This is a genomic window from Coraliomargarita algicola (assembly GCF_033878955.1).
GTDB lineage: Bacteria > Verrucomicrobiota > Verrucomicrobiia > Opitutales > Coraliomargaritaceae > Thalassobacterium > Thalassobacterium algicola.
In genome coordinates, this window is the sequence record NZ_CP138858.1 from 3,428,499 (window position 1) to 3,446,083 (window position 17,585).

The window sequence follows — 17,585 nt, forward strand, 5'->3', positions numbered from 1 at the left end:
TCGTTTGATCGGTTCAGGATGGTTAGAAGTGGGATTCATTCAATATCCTTTTCCACTGATTTATTTCACACGGAGTCACGGAGACACGGAGCTCAAACGCTGTTTTTCTTAGAACCTCCGTGCCTTTGTGCCTCCGTGTGAGACTTTCATTTAATCTCTCTGTATATCGTGGAGTGTGATCGACGGCGCGCTAGCGACGTTGATCAACACGTCTGGTTGGCACCAGATCTGGTTTGTGAATTGTGGATGACAGAGGATTCTGTTTCATTGTGTGAGTTTTATCTCAGTTGGATTGGGATTCCTTTCTCTATTCACGACGGCAGAAGGTGTTGTCGATCAAAGTGAAGCTTCCCTTCATTCTCCAGTAGAGTGTAAATCCTGCGACTCCGCCGAGAAAGGAGATAAACTTGGCTTCTGCCGTGAGTGTCTTCCCTTCTTCCTGACTGAGGAATTCTGCTCCTGGAGACGCCCAGATGAACCAGAACAGGTTGAGAATCGTGATTCCAGATGCGACAAAGAGAAAAAGTGGAAACCACCAAAGGCTAAAAAGTGATCTGATGAAATTCATTTTCTCTGCCAACGTAGAGCTCTGGCGACGGCGCGTTAGCGACGTTGCCCAGAAGCGGCTGGTTCTGAATTCATTATTTTTCTTGGATGAAACGGAGATGATTGCCGTCGGGGTCATTCAAATACATCTCCCGGTTTCCCCAGCTTTGGTCACAAGGCTCCAATCCTACTTCAATTTTATTACTTTGAAACTTTGAAAACAGTGCGTCGACATCTGAAACAGCAAATGCAGTCACACTTCCAGTGACACCATCACCTGAAAAAGACGATAAATGTATCCATATTCCTTCTAATTGTAGCCCAACATAGGTGACTCGTTCGGTTCCTTCGCCCTGACAATAATCCCATTCCTTGGTGAACCCCAAACCTTCACAATAATACTGAAGCGAAACTTCAATATTGGTGGAGTGGATTACTGGTATGACTGCTTTTAGGTTTTTCATTTTTTTCAGAACGGTGAGGACTGGCAACCCAGCCTGTGAATTTAGTAGTTTAAGTGGTTGTCGAATAACCGGCGCGTAAATGGGGTTGACCAGCTCCGTCTTCCATGAGAAGGGGTTAATATTTAATGTGAAAATTTCAATTTTGTTACTCTTTGATGATGTATGTTTGAGAGGATGTCGAGACGGATTCCCTATGTCAGACTTCCATACGCACTCTTTTTTGTGAGCTTACCAGGCTCGGTGCTTGTGGGTGTCCTGTCTCGGAGCTGCTAACTGGTTCTCGCTTTCATTGTAATCGCCATGGTTTGGCTTGAAGCTGGCGAGCTATCGCAGTCATCCGGACGGGACATGGGAATGGTCTCAAAATTCATCTTAAGCGGCGATTGCTCGTTGCTGACTGCTCTTGGTTGGGAAGGGTTCGTATTCGGAGTTCGGATCTTTCCAGAGTGCGAGCATCATCACGGCTAATTTGCGGGCCGTCATGACGACGGCTTTCTTCTTAGCTATCTTTGCTCCGCTGTTCGCTTTACGCTCTCCGGCTTCTTTGAGCGCGCTAGGTGGCCCAAAGTGTCCAAGTGTGTATTGGGCGCAGCTAACGAGTAGTCGTCGCATCATGCGGTTGCCGGCCTTGGTGATGCGCATGGGCTTATCGACGTCGCCGGATTGATCACGCCCAGGGACGAGTCCAAGAAACGGGCCGACGTCTCGCGCTGTCGCAAAGCGGTCTGGCGAGCCGATAATTAAGACAAAGGATAGTGCTGTGATTGGACCGACTCCGGGGATCGTCAATAGCTTCTGAGCCACAGGATAGTCCTCGGCGATCATGGTATCGATGTGTTTGTCTTCGGCTTTAATGAGTTCACTCAGATGGCCGATGCTTTCGATGACCGGTGCGACGAGTGCGTAATCCGCGGCTTCAAGATGCTCCGTGGCCTTACGGGCAAAGGCCTCCGTGCTGCAACCGGATGGTAGGAAGATGCCTAGGCTTTTGAGAGAGCCGCGCACATGGTTGACCAGTTTGACGCGTGCGGTCACCAGGGCATCACGTGCTTCAATGATCTTCAGCGCTCTTTGGTGCGCCTCGCTCTTGTGTTCGATGCCGTAGAGTAGGTTGCGGTCAAAACGTCCGATACGAGCCAACAGCAGCGCGTCACGTTCGTCGTTTTTGTTGTCGGTCTGGTAGATCGCCCGGACCTTGCGTGGATTGGCGACGACTACCTTGTGGCCGCGCTGGTTGAACAGACGGCTAATCCATGGTGAATGGCAACCGGCTTCCATGATGAGAGTGGCGCCTCGGTTGGCTTTGCTGAAACGGATTAGCTCGGGCTGGTTGTTGAGCAGTGTTGTTCGTTCGATAATCTCGCCCTCTGCGTTTAGAGTGCAAGTTTCGTGGCTCTTGTCGCCTAGGTCGATGCCGATGGTGTGGGTGTTTTTTGCTGTATTCATAGTGGCGTAGTTCTATGCGATTGAGCTCCATTTTTCGAGCTTACTCGCTACGCCTTCTCATGCCTACTGGTTGGGTCTGGTTCCGTGTGTGGATTTAATATGTCTGGCTGGCTATCTTATATACAGCGGGTATCAACATGAGAAGTCCAACAGAACTGAAAAGAGATCCCCGAATAGAAGGTGAATAGTCAGATTTAATTCCAGATACGCTGCCACCGCCTTCTAGTTTGTTGTAGTAGTGCTTCGCCGGGTGATCGATCCAAGCTCCGCACCCTGTAAAAACTAGACCCAAAAATATGAATACCAGATTTCCTTTTTCTATTCCTTCAATTGGAATTGGCCCGACGGCGACGAGTCCTGAACCGCCAATAAGCACTAGCGCTTGATACCATGTCTGAGGAATTACATTCATTATATTTACCCAACGTCTAGCATGAGCGATGGCGCGTTAGCGACATTGCTCACTGCGACTGGTTCTGTGTTTGTTTTAAGCTGGATCTGACCAGTTTGATTAAGAGTTTTCTTTCGGGGTTCCCATTCCAGTTTCTGACTAAGTTGAAAATGTGGAAAGTACTCGCGAGGCAGGAAATCAATAAAAGTGGGAAAGTCATCGCGATGATCAGAGTCGATTGATTTGCTTCTTCTCTTAGCGAATGCAGGGCATCTTCTATTATGTATCCGAGGAAGATCGCCATTCCAGTGACAAACAGTGTGTGGAAGATCAGGATATACCTCATTTTTGAATAAGCCTTCTCATGCTTCTCGATGCGCTCGAGCGCCTTTAACTCCTGATCGGTTAGATTCATTTTTTTACAGAACGTGGAGGGGTGGAATAGATGAGCGCCAGCGAAATCTATTGCCCACGCCCGTCTTCCATGAGAAGGGGTTAATGTTTAATGTGAAAATTTCAATTTTGTTACTCTTTGATGATGTATGTTTGAGAGGATGTCGAGACGGATTCCCTATGTCAGACTTCCATACGCACTCTTTTTTGTGAGCTTACCAGGCTCGGTGCTTGTGGGTGTCCTGTCTCGGAGCTGCTAACTGGTTCTCGCTTTCATTGTAATCGCCATGGTTTGGCTTGAAGCTGACGGAGCTCCGCAGTCATCCGGACGGGACATGGGAATGGTCTCAAAATTCATCTTAAGCGGCGATTGCTTGTTGCTGGCTGCTCTTACCTGGGAAGGGTTCGTATTCGGAGTTCGGATCTTTCCAGAGTGCGAGCATCATCACGGCTAATTTGCGGGCAGTCATGACGACGGCTTTCTTCTTCGCTATCTTTGCTCCGCTGTTCGCTTTGCGCTCTCCAGCTTCTTTGAGCGCGCTGGGCGGTCCAAAGTGTCCGAGCGTGTATTGAGCACAGCTGACGAGTAGTCGTCGCATCATGCGGTTGCCGGCTTTGGTGATGCGCATGGGTTTATCTACGTCGCCGGATTGATCACGCCCAGGGACGAGTCCAAGAAACGGGCCGACATCTCGCGCTGTCGCAAAGCGGTCTGGCGAGCCGATAATTAAGACAAAGGAGAGAGCTGTGATTGGGCCGACTCCGGGGATCGTCAATAGCTTCTGAGCCACAGGGTAGTCCTCGGCGATCATGGTATCGATGTGTTTGTCTTCGGATTTAATGAGTTCACTCAGATGGCCGATGCTTTCGATGACCGGTGCGACGAGTGCGTAATCCGCGGCTTCAAGATGCTCCGTGGCCTTACGGGCAAAGGCCTCCGTGCTGCAACCGGATGGTAGGAAGATGCCTAGGCTTTTGAGAGAGCCGCGCACATGGTTGACCAGTTTGACGCGTGCGGTCACCAGGGCATCGCGTGCTTCAATGATCTTCAGCGCTCTTTGGTGCGCCTCGCTCTTGTGTTCGATGCCGTAGAGTAGGTTGCGGTCAAAACGTCCAATGCGAGCCAGCAGCAGCGCGTCACGTTCGTCGTTTTTGTTGTCGGTCTGGTAGATCGCCCGGACCTTGCGTGGATTGGCGACGACTACCTTGTGGCCGCGCTGGTTGAACAGACGGCTAATCCATGGTGAATGGCAACCGGCTTCCATGATGAGAGTGGCGCCTCGGTTGGCTTTGCTGAAACGGATTAGCTCGGGCTGGTTGTTGAGCAGTGTTGTTCGTTCGATAATCTCGCCCTCTGCGTTTAGAGTGCAAGTTTCGTGGCTCTTGTCGCCTAGGTCGATGCCGATGGTGTGGGTGTTTTTTGCTGTATTCATAGTGGCGTAGTTCTATGCGATTCAGCTCCATTTTTGAAGCTTACTCGCTACGCCTTCTCATGCCTACTGGTTATATGAAACTCGCGTCGGATGGCGGGGGTGTTGCTTAGTGGAAATAGCGCGTGGTTGCTTGCTTTGTCAGATTTAATTTGGGGCGGATGATCTGTGAGATCTCGGACTGATTAAGCGCATTTTTAGTATTTAGGCTATTCTTTTTTTTGTTTTTACTTCTGTTTTCTGTCTTTTTTGTCTGTTGGCATAGCGCTGCGGCACCTCGGGCGCAGTGGTCGGAGGTGTGGGTGCTGTTTTTTGTGCGATGCTAGCCATAGTTGAGTTTGGTGGGACTGCCGCGTTGTGGTAGGATCGTTTCGATCACGTAGAGCTCTCCGGTTTTACAGTGCCTGCAGTGCGGCACGTAGTCTTTGGCCGGTGCTTCTAAGCGTTGTAGTAGGCTGCTTAAGCAGTGTGCAAACTGAGCTTGCCTGGCAAACCATTCGCGAATCTTTGGGAGTTGCTTTTTGAGCTGCGCGCCTTGTTGCCACCCGTAAGTTCGTATTTTTCTGAAGTGGGCAGGTAGGACGTGCTGCAGGAATCGTCGGATAAACTCGTCTCCGTCGAGTGTCATGGTCTTTTTCTTCGCCTGATCGCGATAATCTTTGTAGCTGAAGGTGACGGTGTCCTTTTGTATGCTGAGGATGCGTTGCTCGCTGATGGCCACTCGGTGGGTGTAGCGTGCTAGATAGTTGAGGACTTGTTCGGGGCCCGCGAAGGGGCGTTTGGCGTAGACTTGCCAGCGCTTGCGTGCGGCGCGTCGCAGCGTGTCGGGGAAGGCGTCGTTTGCTTGCTGGGAGGGAAAGGTGAGTGTGCCCTTTTGGTAGAGTCGTTCGAGTGCCTGCAATAGCTTGCCGCGGAAGACTTGGCTGAGTGCTTTTACAGGGAATAGGAATTTTTTGGCATGCACGTGCTTGCGTGGGAGCACCCAGTTGCCGTCTGGGTCGACTGCGCCGTTGGGAACGATCATGTGGATGTGCGGATGGAATGGCAGGCACTGCCCCCAGGTGTGTAAGACGGACAGGAAGCCTCCTTGCGCTCCGATATACTTGGGGTCGCGAAAGAAAGTCTGCATGGTTTCGGCGCTGATGGTGAAGAGTAAGCCATACAATCGCTTTTTGTTGTAGGCGAAGACCTCGTTGAGTTCTGAGGCGAAGGTGAAAGCGACATGTAAGTAGCTGACTGGCAGTAGTTTATTCTTTTCTTTTTCGAGCCATTTGTGGGCTTGTTCGGCCTGGCAGACGGGGCAGTGGCGGTTGCGGCAGGATCGATATTTTGTTTCGGTTTTTCCGCAGTGCTCGCACTGTTTGACTTCACCACCGAGGGCTGGGGTGCGGCAGTGCAGTATTGCGTTCACGGCTTTCCATTGCTGCTTGGATAGCTTCCTTTTCGCGGCGACCTTACCAATGAAGCGGTAAAATATTTGACGCATAATCATACACTACGGGTAGTGTATTTATGTTCACTTATCAAGCGTCTAAAAAAGCCCACGTTATGGGCGGGCAGGCAGCAATGGCATTCTTTTTATTTTGTTATTCTTTCCTCTGCGAGCGCAGCGAGTTTCATATAACGTCAAGATGAGGCATCCAGCCCATCGGCAAAAGAAAACACGAGCGCGTCCACTGGATTGCCTCAATCGACTGGTTCACTGCTTACCATTTCGGACGCGCAAGAACTAGTCCTAGCAAAGATGCGACTTAAGAACGTATACCTAAAACATGGAATAGAAGAAGTTAATGATATCATCAAGTCTTGCCCTCTTCTTCGTCGAGTTCGTCTTTGAAGTGTTCGATAAACTCTTTCATTTCATCACTTCCTTTAAAGAATTCTGGACTTTCAAATTCAACGATACTTTTCATGGCTTGCATTCCTTCTAGGTAACGAAGTGCCTCGCCTCTTCCCTTCAACAGTTCTATTGAGGTCTTAATTGATTCTATAAATCTTTCAGTTATTTCTTTCATATTCAATTATTCGATTGGTTTGATAGGTTATCATCTATAGTAACTCCGCCACTCTTTCTGGAAAATTCACGCATTAAGTCGTTAGCGTCTGATTCTGAATATTTAGACTTAGGCATTATCCTTACGGCAAAACCATTATTCTCATCTTTATCAAATCCATGAAATCTAAAACAAACAATCCAATGATTAGGAGAAATAGTGCACAGGAGCATTTGAACATTCCCACCGAAGGGAAGTGGTTTTACTTCCTTAAAGGAATCGAGTATTCTAATCGACTCCAAGAAGGATATTGCGCTTACATTATCGGTGATGTTCCACTCCCGATCAGGGAAAGACTCAAGCTCTTGGGGATCAAGTTTCATATTTATTCAGTGAACGTGAAGCTCTGGCATCCCAGCCTTCGAGCTCAAAAGTTTAAGTGGTTATCGAATATTTTTGGGCGTAAATGGGATTGTCCAGCAGCGTCTGGATATGGATTCGAGCGTGCCCAATGAGGCTGCTCTGGGCAAGTGCTTTATCTTTCCTTGGATCGGTTTGTTTTAAACCACAGATTGCGCAGATGGACACAGATTTCCTTGCTTCTGTTCTTTCATGATCTGTGCTAATCCGTGTCATCTGTGGTTCTTCAATTCTTTCCCATATCGTGGAGGCCAGGCACCCAGCCTGAGGATTTCGGATTGATGAGGGTTATCGGATTTCTAGCGCGTAAAATGGGTTGACCTGTGCCGTCTGGATATGGCCGCAGACCGTGGTGGTGGGGGAGTCCTGAATGGTGATCTTCATCGGGGTCTGTGGCTGTCTTGATTTCTTCTTCGGTTCAATTGCCGACTCGGCTTCGTGCTTCGGGGGATTCTATCTTCTCTTACCCCTTAAAGCTAATCTAATCGGCTTCGGTCCGTCGATTCAATTTTCTTTCCCATATCGTCGAGGTGTCTCGATTCAGTGAAGCGCGGAGCGCGTAACTGAATTGAGACTACCGACTGGTTGGGTCTTGTTCATTTTATGTTAACTTGGAATCTATTTTTAGCCCATGTGGAAAAGTTATTTTCTACTTCTCTTACTTCCTCTGGACTCAAGTCGCCCAAAGGAATCTCTACGATTTGCCATAGGTCGGAAGCTTGATTCTCTTCTCTATTAAAGCAGTAGGCGTAGTCTCCACTGTCGTCTCCAAACATCCATAGGTTCGGCATCCACTTTTGGATTTCATACACTTCATTCAATTTTTTCTGTTCTGTTGTTGGGTAAATTCTTAAAGCAACGCTGTCTGGTTGCCCGAGCGCTCCATCTGCTCCATTTGACCTATTCAAAAACTCTCGATATGCTTCAGGTATTCCACCTGTCTGTTGCTTAAGTTCCTTAATTTCTTTTTCAGAGGCACTTGGGAAGAGCTTGGAAAATGAGGATTCGAGATTCATATTTTTTCACCCAACGTGGAGAGTGCTCACGAAGTGAGGCACGAACGGAGTTGACCACTCGTCTGGTTAAAGCTGATTGGAAGTGGTGGTTTGAGTGGTTGAAATGGAATCCTTCATGAGCGCTTGTGGATTAGTTTTTTACCTTCGATTTTTCTATTCCTTGAATTCTTTAATTCCTTCTCTTCTTTTCCTCTTTTTGCCTCAAGAAATGGATCGGTTGGATTTCAATTATTCCGTCTCTTTAACAGTGTTATATCATTCACTCAGTGAATGATAACTCGGGTTGGTGTTTTGTTTGATTGTGAGGTGTTTTTCGATGGAACCGTTTGATTTGTATGACTGAGGCTTTAGTCCTGTCGGGGGATTGCGGTCGACTGGATAGTCAGTAGGTAAGTCAAAATTATGTGTGATATCAAGATTTTGTTTCCGGCGATTCGTGCACTCAGAGGTGGTTTTTGAATCTGAGTGAATGATAACACTTTTTGATAAATCCCACAGTAACTGTTTGTCTTGATGTATAAGTATCTGTTTTATAGTGATTAGTGGGTTTGTTGTCGAATTTATGGATAGGTATCGACTCCGGCGATTCGTGCACTCAGGTTTTGAGGATTTGTAGTACCATTTCCGCTGCAAGGTCAGTGTTTTAGCGGAATAGAGCGTTTTTTGTCCATGGTTTACTTCGTTTGATGAAATGCAGTGATTTATCGGTCGTTTGCTCGATTTCGATAGTTATGTCTTTGAGTGAATGATAACACTTTTTATGAAAAAGGACTTGCGCTACTCGATCGATTTGTAAGTTGCTGTATGTAGGTGAATTGCGTAAGTTGGGATGCTGTAAGTCGATGTCCCGTTTCCGGCGATTCGTGCACTCAATTAGTTTTCGCTTGCTAGTAAGTGAATATTTGAGCACTAATAAATTTGTTATGAAAACCATACATTTTCCCCGTTGGGCTGAGGTATTGGCCGCGTAAAATGGCTTCGCCTCACCACGTAAAGAGCAGAGCTCGCGTGGCAGGCGGCGGTTATTCTTTTAGGGATGATCGGTTATGTTCTATGTTTACGTGCTGCAGTCTCAACTCGATTAGGGGCTTTATATCGGTTATGCTGGTAATTTGCGTCGCCGTCTATTTGAGCATAATACTGGTGAAGCCAGAGCGACTTCTTTTCGAAGACCTTGAAGCTCATTTATTGTGAGGTGTATTTGATCGAGGAGGACGCAATGGGACGAGAACGCTTTTTGAGGAGTGGAGCGGGCAGGCGTCATATTGATAAACAACTGCGTCGCTATCTTGAGCGACACCCTCGAGCTTGAACCGCGTGAGGCGCAGCCTTTTACGCGGGAGACGACGATGGTTTATTTGCATGTGATGGAGGATCAGAAAGACCAGACGCTTAGCCCTTTGGATGTCTTGTAGACTTCGTGACAAGTTAGAGGTGGCCGATTCCGTGCGTGCAGAGCAGGTGCGGAGACTTGCGATCCCGGGGAATGACTCTGATTCCGTGCGTGCAGAGCAGGTGCGGAGACCTGCGATCCCGGGGAATGACTTTGATTCCGTGCGTGCAGAGCAGGTGCGGAGACCTGCGATCCCGGGGAATGACTTTGATTCGAACAAGTTTGAGCGCAAGCGATCCTGTGGGTGTCGGGATGCAATCCATAGGATCCTAAAACGGCCGTAACGCTTACGGTGGCGTGTTCGAGGTAAGAGTGAGCGCTTTTGCTAGGCTGCGTAAGCGACGGTGGCACCGAGCTCTCCCAGTTATTCAATATTGGACGTTGGATGTTGAACGTTCGACGTCCTCCCTGTCTCGACGTTCTCCCTGTCTTGTGGACTAGGCTTTTGATTGGGGGCTGCGAAGTGGGGCTAGCTTTTGATTTGTTTTGTAATACTATCTGCGAGTTGTTCGAGGCGCTTTGGCTTAGAATGGCTTCGGCCATAGCAGATACAAATAGAGTCCGTATATGCTTAGGAAAATGCAGCCTTCCACGCGTGAGATCGATCGTTGGCTGAAGGCGAATGGTAGCAACAGTATACTCAGCCCCAGCATAAACGCTGCGTCTCTGATGTCGACGTTTCCAACTTCGAACTCTGCCTTAGGCCTCTTTTGCTTTCGCGGCTTTGGCGATTAGGGCGAGCCCTTCTTCCAGGCGGGCACGGGGGCAGCCGAAGTTTAGGCGCAAATGTTGTGGGCCGTCGAAGGGAGTGCCGTCGCTGAGGCCGACGCCGTGCTTTTCAAAGTGTCCGACGGGATTCTTGAGGCCTAGTTTGCTGACGTCAAACCATGCTAAATAAGTGGACTCCATGGGGCGGAAGGTGATCTCTGGCAGTTCGTTTTGAATGAATTGGTAGATCAGATTGTAGTTGCCGCGCAAATACGTGAGCAGCTCTTGGCGCCATGGCTCGCCGTGATTGTAGGCGGCGGTGATGCCGGCGTAGCCGAAGCAGTTGACCTCGGTGATGATGCCGCGAATGGTTTTTTGGAATTGAGCGCGTAGCTTGGGATCTTCGATTACGGAATAGGCGCAGGCGAGCCCGGGCAGATTATAAGTCTTGCTGGGGGCCATCAGGGTGACGGTGCGCTGCGCGACGCGTTCGCTGAGGGTGGCGGTTACAGTGTGCTTGGCGTCTTCGTCGAAGACGAGGTCGCAGTGGATCTCGTCGGAAATTAGAATTAGATCGTGGCGTTCACAGAAATCGGCGACCGCGGTGAGCTCTTCTTTGGTCAATGCGCGGCCGACGGGATTGTGCGGACTGCAGAGCACGAAGATCTTGGTGTTTGGCTGAACCGCCGCTTCCATCGCCTCGATGTCGAGCGTCCATTGGTCGTCGGCATTGAGGCAGAGAGGGACTTTGATCAGTTCGCGGTTTGCGTAGTCGGGCGCAGATAGAAAGGGGGGATAGACCGGTGTGGCGGTCATCACGGAGTCGCCGGGCTCGGTGAAGGCGTGGCAGCACAAGTTAATGGCGGGCACCAGACCGGGCAGGAAATTGAGCCAGCCAGCTTTGGCGCTGTAGCCGTGTTGGTTTTGCAGGTAATTGAGCACCGCTTCGACGGGCGCGTCGTAAGGGATGGTGTAGCCGAAGATACCGTGATCCAGGCGTGCTTGCAGGGCAGTCATGATCTCGGGCGCGGTGGTGAAGTCCATGTCGGCGACCCAGAGCGGTAAGATGTCGCGGCCCTTGTATTTGTCCCATTTGAGGCTGCCGTAGCCAGTGCGATCGGGGCAAGTGTCGAAATTGTAGTTTGCTGTGTTCAAGGTAAGTGGATGCGCCGATGCGCTTATGCGTTTTTGACGAGTTGTGTGAAAGCTTTGAATTGTGGGTGATCGGCACTGCCGAGCAGGCTGTAAAAGATGGTTTCGCTGGGCAGCACGTGGGCCTCCATGGCGAGTAGTTGCTCCAAGACCGGGCCGCGGTCTTCGGGGCGGCGTTCACTGATACAGTCGCTGAGCAGGGTGACGCCGATTTCCTCACCGAGGGCTTGGATCGCACTCTGGTAGACGCAGATGGAAGTCTCGATGCCGGCGATGAGTAAGTGGTCGATTTGATTGGCTTCGATCCAGCGGTGGAGTCCTTCAGCTTCGAGGGCGGAGAAGGCGCTTTTGTTGAAGACGGGTGTGTTGACGTCCCAGATACTGCTGAGGGCTTCGGTGGTGGAGCCTAATTTTTCAGGTAATTGCTCGGTGGCGGCGATGGACACGCCCAGGAGCTCCGCTGCCTTGACGGCGAAGGTGGTGCGCTTCAGGAGGCGTTCGCGGTCGGGCATGGCTTTGAGGAATACATCCTGAAAGTCGATGAGTAGTAGGCCTAGGTGATTACTTGGATCGGACATGAGAATTGGGAATTGGAAATTAGGAAATTGGAATTAGATGGGGTCGGGGAGGCGTTTGCTATGGGCGTAGGCTTTGCGGGCGCGGACTTGGGTGAGTGTTTGGTCGCCGATGGTGTAGGCGGTCAGGTGGCCGCCGTAAACGCAGCCGGTATCGATGCCGATGGAGCCGGGGCGCTCTAACACATTGGGGCGGGGCGTGTGGCCATAAACGACAAAGGGAGAGCCTCGCCAGGTGTCGGCCCAGGGGGGCGCATCGGGGGCGTCGGAGCGTTTGGCGGCGTTGCCTTTTTTATCGATCACTTGGATGGTGGTGATGATTTCGAGTGCTTGTTTTTGCCAAGGTATGTCGGGCAGGAAGCCTCCGTGCACGAAGACTGTCTCGATTTTGGCATCGTAGAGCACATTGGGCATTTCTTCGAGGTAGAGCCAATCGTCTTCGGTGAGTTGCTCGAAGGTGGGGCGGTCGTAGTCTTTAAGCAGGCTGGGCTTGTTGTTGCGCCATGCTTCCAGCAGGCGCAGTTCGTGATTGCCGACGATCGCTTCGACATTGTATTGGCGTGCCAGTTCGATGACACGACGGCTGTCGGGGCCACGGTTCACTAAGTCGCCGACCTGAATCACCCGATCTTTGGGGGTAAGCTCGAGGGCTTCGAGGAGTTCTTCGAATTCATCGGCACAGCCGTGCACATCTCCGATCGCGATTGTTCTTTGCATAGTCAGCTACTGAGCGTTTGAGCCCAATGACTGGGCTGCAAGTATATTCGAACGTTTTCGCAGCTGAGTGGCCTTTAAATTCGGAGGTCGGAGGTCGGAGGACAGAGGTCGGAGAGATCAGAGAAAAGCTGCGGTAAACCTTGTGCTGCTACAGATTCTTATTGTTCGGTAGAGATGTGACGGCAGTCAGGTCCGTAGTCGGTTGGTCTCGATTACGGCTCGACCTTGCTTGCGCAAGTTCGCTACTGATTCATATTCTTCGGTAGAGATGTGACGGCAAGGTCGGTAGTCGGTTAGTCTCGATTACGGCTCGACCTTGCATGCGCAAGTTCGCTACTGATTTTATATTCTTCGGTAGAGATGTGACGGCAGTCAGGTCGGTAGTCGGTTGGTCTCGATTACGTCCTGACCTTGCTTGCGCAAGTTCGCTACTGATTCATATTCTTCGGTAGAGATGTGACGGCAGTCAGGTCGGTAGTCGGTTAGTCTCGATTACGGCTCGACCTTGCTTGCGCAAGTTCGCTACTGATTTATATTCTTTGGTAGGGATGTGACGCCAGTCGGAGCAGTTGTGGATAAGCTCGCTTACGGCTCGATAATGGCCTTGGGTGCTGGCATCTGTTCTCTGCCCTCTGATCTCTGTCCTCAGCTTTTTGCTAGTAGGGCGGAGAAGTTTGCGGTGGCTGTTTGGTAGCTGTCTATTGCGGCTTGGGGTTCGATGGTGCTGCCGGCTTCGGGCTGGCAGAATTGGCTTTCCAGCTGGTGTAGGTTGAGGCCGAGTGTGTGGCTGGCGGCACGCAGTGCGGCGCCGAGCGCGACCGAGCTGCTGACGGCGAGGCGTTGTACTTTGGCCTGAAAAATATCGGCGACGACTTGGGCGATGGCATCGTTTTGGGACGCGCCGCCGGTCAGGTAGATGACTTCGGGCTGTAATTGCATCCAGTCGCTGCGGAGCTTCATGTTAATAAATTGTCCTTCCACGCAAGCGCGGATGGCGGCGTCGGCGTCTTGCCAATTTTCAAAGGCTTCGCTGCCTTTAAGAATGGGGGCTGCTAGATCGATGCGGGGGCTGATCTCGGGGCGAAAGAAGGGCAGCATGACTTGGTCGTCGTTGGCGACGGGAGTTTTGTTGAAAGCTGCGGTGAATTGGTCCCAGTCGTAATTGAATTTGTCTTTGACGGCTTCGCGGGCGAGGGAGCCGTTGACGAAGCACTGCAAGGACATGGAGCCGCCGGCGGGGTTGCCGAAAACGTGGCCGCAGCCTTGCGGGTCGGCGACGACGCCGGGCATGGCGGCGAAAAAGGTGTCGGAAGTGCCCAGCGAGAGGACGACTTTTCCGGGGCGGCTGGCGCCCATGCCGACGAGGCTGCTGGGGTTGTCGCCGGTGAAGAGGGTGATCGGGGTGCCTTGGGCGAAACCGTATTTTTCGACGAAATATTCAGAGATTTGGCCAGCGGTGGTGTTGCCGGGAGCGGCGTCGGGCAGGCGTTTGCCTAGCTCGGGCGCGGTGGCGGCGAGCAGTTCGGGGTCCCAGTCCCAAGTGTGGATGTTGAGTAGATTCATGCCAGCGCCGTCGCCGGTGTCGATGGGGGCGTCGGCTCCGCAGAGCACGGAGCAGAGGAAGGAGCTGACTAGGTGGATGTGGGCGGTTTGTGCGTAGCCGGCGGGATCGTTTTTATAGAAACGGCGAATTTGTGGGCCCGTGAAGCGCTCGATGGGGATGGAGCCGGACTTGGCGCAAACGACTTCGTCGCCCCCGAGGGCAGCGGCGATTTCGCGGCATTCTGCGCCGGTTGAGGTGTCCATCCAGATGGGGGCGGTTCTGCGCGCGAGGCAGGGCTGGATCTGGGCGGAGAGGCTTTCGGAGGCATCTAATGTGTCGATGGCATTGAGCCATTGATCGTTGAGATACACGGAGCCGTGTTGCTGACCTGCGCCGGAGATGGCGGCGATTTTCGCGAGCTCGCATTGGTCTTTGAGTTCTTCGAATAGCAGTTCGAGTGCATCGAGCCACATGCGTGGGTCGGCATGCACTTCGCCGGCGGCACCGTCGGGGATGAACCCGGAGGGGGCGTTGTAATGCGGCAGGCGTTGGCCGAAATTGACGGAGGTTTCGGCGACGATGGTTTGTGTCTCCGTATCGATGACGATGGCGGAGCAGCTTTGGGTGGAAGAATCTAGGCCGAGTGAAAGCATGGCGGGGGCCGCTTCGCGGCAGTGGGGGAGTTGGGAGGGCGTAGGGGCGCGACTTGTCACGCCCGCCGGTCCAAAGTAGCCGACACGACGCGGGCGTCACAAGTGAAGCCCCTACGATAGACTAGATGAATTCGTTTAACAGGTTCTCCAGCATTTCCTGGCGACCGCTGGCTAGGGTGGGCTCGCCGTTGCTGAGGGCGTATTTTTCGAGTTCTTCGAAGCCGACTTCACCGGCTTCGATCTTGGCGCCGATGTCTTTGTCGAAGCTGCCGTAGCGGGCGTCGACGAAGTCTTTGAGGCGGCCATCTTCGCGGATGGCGTGCGCGATTTTGAGCCCCCGGGCAAAGGCGTCCATGCCGCCGATGTGGGCGTGCATGAGATCAATTGGCTCGTGAGACTCGCGGCGGCGTTTGGCATCGAAGTTGAGGCCGCCGGTGGTGAATCCGCCCATTTCGAGCACGACCAGCATGACTTGAGTGGTGAGATAGATGTCGGTGGGGAATTGATCGGTGTCCCAGCCAATCAGTTCGTCGCCGCGGTTGGCATCGATGCTGCCGAGCATGCCAGCGTTGTGGCAGACGGTGAGTTCGTGCTCCATGGTGTGACCTGCGAGGGTGGCGTGGTTGGTCTCGATGTTGAGCTTGAAGCGGTCCATGAGGCCGTATTCGCGCAGGAAGTTGAGACAGGCCGCGGCGTCGGAGTCGTATTGGTGGGTGGAGGGCTCGCGTGGCTTGGGCTCGATGTAGAAGGGGCCGTCGAAGCCGATCTTGTCCGCGTGATCGACTGCCATGTGCAGGAAGGCGGCGAGGTGATCGAGCTCACGCTTCATGTTGGTGTTGAGTAAGGTGGCATAGCCTTCGCGGCCGCCCCAGAAAGTGTATCCGAGCCCGTCGAGTTCTTTGGTGCATTCGAGGGCCTTTTTTACCTGTGCGGCGGCGTAGGCGAATACCTTGGCGTCGGGTGAGGTGGCGCCGCCTTGCGAGTAGCGCGGGTGGGAAAATAGGCAAGCGGTGCCCCAGAGAAGTTGCACGCCGGTTTCCTGTTGCTTGGCTTTGAGTTTGGCGACGACGGCGTCGAGTGCGGCGTTGGAAGCCGCCAGATCGCCGAGTTCGGGCGCGATGTCGCGGTCGTGCCAGCAGTAGAAGTCGATGCCGATTTTTTCGAGGAATTCAAAGAATACGTCGACACGTGCGACGGCGTTTTCGACGGAGTTGGAGCCATCGTCCCAAGGCATTTGGGCGGTGCCTGCGCCGAAGGGGTCGGCGAGCTCGTTGCGCATGACGTGCCAGTAAGGTGCAGCGAAGCGGAGGTGCTCCTTCATGGTCTTCCCCGCGATAATTTCGCTCGGGTTATAGTGCTTGAAGGCCAGCGGGTTTTTAGAGCTCGTGCCCTCGAATTGGATTTTGTCGCAGTTGAAATATTGCATGGTGTATGGAGGTGTAGATTAACGTGTTGAGCTACATACAATAACATGCATGACTCAGCTGGCGAAACCGCAAATTGCGATTATATTCTGTTGATTTGCGCCATGGCTTGTTGTTGGATCATTTGATAATGAATCAACAAATTGCGATCGTGATGTCGGAGGTGTTTTTGCGTCGCTTGACGCCGTCGTTGATGCCGTTTGTGCGTCGGCAACAGGACTTTCGCATCGTCAGTATTCATCGGCCGATTGACGAATTGTTGGATTTGTTACGCAGCTTGCAGCCGGATGGCTTGATCACTGAATGGTTGCCGAAGGTGACGGAGGCGCTTTTGAGCTTGGATGTGCCGACGGTCATCGCAGATACCGATTTCATTTATCCCGGTGTGGTCAGTATTGATGTGGATGACCATGCGGTGGGCGCAGCGGCGGCCGAGGCCTTTCAGCAGGCGGGCTATCGTAGTTTCGCTTGTTTGGGGAATGGCACGCCGTATTCGGGGCAGCGAATCGATGGTTTTGTGCAGTCGGTGAACTCGCCTGTTTCGGTGCACACGGAGACCGCGTTTGAGGATGCGCGTTACAGTGAGCACTTTGTCGCTCCGAATGTCGGGCTCCGGCGCTGGTTGGAGTCCTTACCGAAGCCAGTTGGTATTTTTGCGGTGCATGATCCGCTGGGACGCTTTCTGTGTAGCACTTGTCAGCAATTGGATATTTCAGTGCCAGAGCAGGTGGCTGTGATCGGAGCGAATAATGACGATTTAGTTTGTGGTTTGAGTTACCCGATGTTGTCGAGCGTATCGATCCCCTGGGATGCGATCGGTGCCTTGGTCGGGCAGTCGATGCAGGACCTGTTGGCTCCAGGAGCCTCTTGGCGGGCAAGTACAGAGCCGGTTCTGGTGCCGCCAGGCGGCGTGGTATTGCGGCATTCGGCCAACCACCTGCTGGTGGATGATCCACAATTGCGTCGCGCGATGTCCTACCTGTCGGAGCGCATGCAGGACTCGATCAGCGTGGGCCTAATGTGCGATGAGTTGCGACTCGCGCGCCGTAGTTTGGAACGCAAGTTTAAGGAGTTTTACCGCTGCACGCCCTGGGAGATGCTCTGCCGCTTGCGTGTGGCAAAGGCCAAGCAACTCTTGGCTGAAACGAATCACCCAATTGGTCGAATCTCGGAGCTGTGCGGCTTCAACGATGCCGAACGCATGGCGGTGGTGTTCAGGCGCGTGACCGGTGAGGCGCCTTCGAGTTTTCGCAGGAGTCGCCAGTAGCGGTTTGCTTGGGTTGGAGTCCCGCCTTTAGGCGCTCTCGTATCCAGAGGCTT

Annotated in this window: 18 protein-coding genes; 3 read left to right on the forward strand and 15 right to left on the reverse strand. The window is 52.3% G+C overall.

The features are described from left to right. Positions 1 to 307 precede the first annotated feature (307 nt). The 10 genes from SH580_RS14015 to SH580_RS14060 all read right to left on the reverse strand — a co-directional run bounded on the left by SH580_RS14015 (position 308) and on the right by SH580_RS14060 (position 8,100). On the reverse strand, positions 308 to 568 hold the full coding sequence (locus SH580_RS14015) for a hypothetical protein (protein WP_319831470.1): 261 nt from the start codon (positions 566 to 568) through the stop codon (positions 308 to 310). Between the two features lie 73 nt (positions 569 to 641). Then, positions 642 to 1,010: a bleomycin resistance protein gene (locus SH580_RS14020; protein ID WP_319831471.1), complete on the reverse strand. Its 369-nt coding sequence runs from the start codon at positions 1,008 to 1,010 to the stop codon at positions 642 to 644. Between the two features lie 372 nt (positions 1,011 to 1,382). Beyond that, a complete protein-coding gene (locus SH580_RS14025) occupies positions 1,383 to 2,456 on the reverse strand; it encodes an IS110 family RNA-guided transposase (protein WP_319831472.1) in 1,074 nt (357 codons plus the stop codon). 94 nt (positions 2,457 to 2,550) lie between these two features. Beyond that, the gene (locus SH580_RS14030; protein ID WP_319831473.1) at positions 2,551 to 2,868 is read right to left on the reverse strand and encodes a hypothetical protein; all 318 of its coding nucleotides are present in this window, start codon (positions 2,866 to 2,868) and stop codon (positions 2,551 to 2,553) included. 49 nt (positions 2,869 to 2,917) lie between these two features. Further along, positions 2,918 to 3,262 (reverse strand): hypothetical protein, encoded by a 345-nt coding sequence (locus SH580_RS14035; protein ID WP_319831474.1) that lies wholly within the window; start codon positions 3,260 to 3,262, stop codon positions 2,918 to 2,920. A 337-nt stretch (positions 3,263 to 3,599) separates the two neighbouring features. After that, positions 3,600 to 4,673, reverse strand: coding sequence for an IS110 family RNA-guided transposase (locus tag SH580_RS14040; protein ID WP_319831475.1), 1,074 nt, complete (start codon positions 4,671 to 4,673; stop codon positions 3,600 to 3,602). Positions 4,674 to 4,992: 319 nt separating this feature from the next. Next, complete coding sequence (locus tag SH580_RS14045; RefSeq protein WP_319831476.1) at positions 4,993 to 6,156, reverse strand: IS91 family transposase; 1,164 nt, start codon at positions 6,154 to 6,156, stop codon at positions 4,993 to 4,995. Between the two features lie 313 nt (positions 6,157 to 6,469). Next, positions 6,470 to 6,685, reverse strand: a complete 216-nt coding sequence (locus tag SH580_RS14050; protein WP_319831477.1) for a hypothetical protein — start codon at positions 6,683 to 6,685, stop codon at positions 6,470 to 6,472. A 2-nt stretch (positions 6,686 to 6,687) separates the two neighbouring features. Continuing rightward, positions 6,688 to 7,047 carry a hypothetical protein gene (locus SH580_RS14055; RefSeq protein ID WP_319831478.1) on the reverse strand — a complete coding sequence of 120 codons (360 nt, stop codon included), beginning with the start codon at positions 7,045 to 7,047 and terminating at the stop codon, positions 6,688 to 6,690. 633 nt (positions 7,048 to 7,680) lie between these two features. Further along, positions 7,681 to 8,100 carry an SMI1/KNR4 family protein gene (locus tag SH580_RS14060; RefSeq protein ID WP_319831479.1) on the reverse strand — a complete coding sequence of 140 codons (420 nt, stop codon included), beginning with the start codon at positions 8,098 to 8,100 and terminating at the stop codon, positions 7,681 to 7,683. Positions 8,101 to 9,389: 1,289 nt separating this feature from the next. On the opposite strand from SH580_RS14060, the gene SH580_RS14065 reads away from it, so the two are divergent. Continuing rightward, positions 9,390 to 9,515, forward strand: coding sequence for a hypothetical protein (locus tag SH580_RS14065; protein ID WP_319831480.1), 126 nt, complete (start codon positions 9,390 to 9,392; stop codon positions 9,513 to 9,515). Continuing rightward, positions 9,505 to 9,777 carry a hypothetical protein gene (locus tag SH580_RS14070; protein ID WP_319831481.1) on the forward strand — a complete coding sequence of 91 codons (273 nt, stop codon included), beginning with the start codon at positions 9,505 to 9,507 and terminating at the stop codon, positions 9,775 to 9,777. Before SH580_RS14065 ends, SH580_RS14070 begins: the two co-directional genes overlap by 11 nt. A 415-nt stretch (positions 9,778 to 10,192) precedes the next feature. Here SH580_RS14070 and SH580_RS14075 read toward each other — a convergent pair whose 3' ends face one another. The 5 genes from SH580_RS14075 to xylA all read right to left on the reverse strand — a co-directional run bounded on the left by SH580_RS14075 (position 10,193) and on the right by xylA (position 16,267). Next, positions 10,193 to 11,356, reverse strand: a complete 1,164-nt coding sequence (locus SH580_RS14075) for a MalY/PatB family protein (protein WP_319831482.1) — start codon at positions 11,354 to 11,356, stop codon at positions 10,193 to 10,195. 23 nt (positions 11,357 to 11,379) lie between these two features. After that, the gene (locus SH580_RS14080; protein ID WP_319831483.1) at positions 11,380 to 11,931 is read right to left on the reverse strand and encodes an isochorismatase family protein; all 552 of its coding nucleotides are present in this window, start codon (positions 11,929 to 11,931) and stop codon (positions 11,380 to 11,382) included. A 33-nt stretch (positions 11,932 to 11,964) separates the two neighbouring features. Beyond that, positions 11,965 to 12,645 carry a metallophosphoesterase gene (locus SH580_RS14085; protein ID WP_319831484.1) on the reverse strand — a complete coding sequence of 227 codons (681 nt, stop codon included), beginning with the start codon at positions 12,643 to 12,645 and terminating at the stop codon, positions 11,965 to 11,967. A gap of 645 nt (positions 12,646 to 13,290) precedes the next feature. After that, positions 13,291 to 14,841, reverse strand: coding sequence for a xylulokinase (locus SH580_RS14090; protein ID WP_345786229.1), 1,551 nt, complete (start codon positions 14,839 to 14,841; stop codon positions 13,291 to 13,293). A 121-nt stretch (positions 14,842 to 14,962) separates the two neighbouring features. Then, positions 14,963 to 16,267 carry a xylose isomerase gene (gene xylA / locus SH580_RS14095; protein WP_319831486.1) on the reverse strand — a complete coding sequence of 435 codons (1,305 nt, stop codon included), beginning with the start codon at positions 16,265 to 16,267 and terminating at the stop codon, positions 14,963 to 14,965. Positions 16,268 to 16,395: 128 nt separating this feature from the next. Here xylA and SH580_RS14100 point away from each other — a divergent pair, with 128 nt between their 5' ends. Then, on the forward strand, positions 16,396 to 17,532 hold the full coding sequence (locus SH580_RS14100; protein WP_319831487.1) for a substrate-binding domain-containing protein: 1,137 nt from the start codon (positions 16,396 to 16,398) through the stop codon (positions 17,530 to 17,532). Positions 17,533 to 17,585 lie beyond the last annotated feature (53 nt).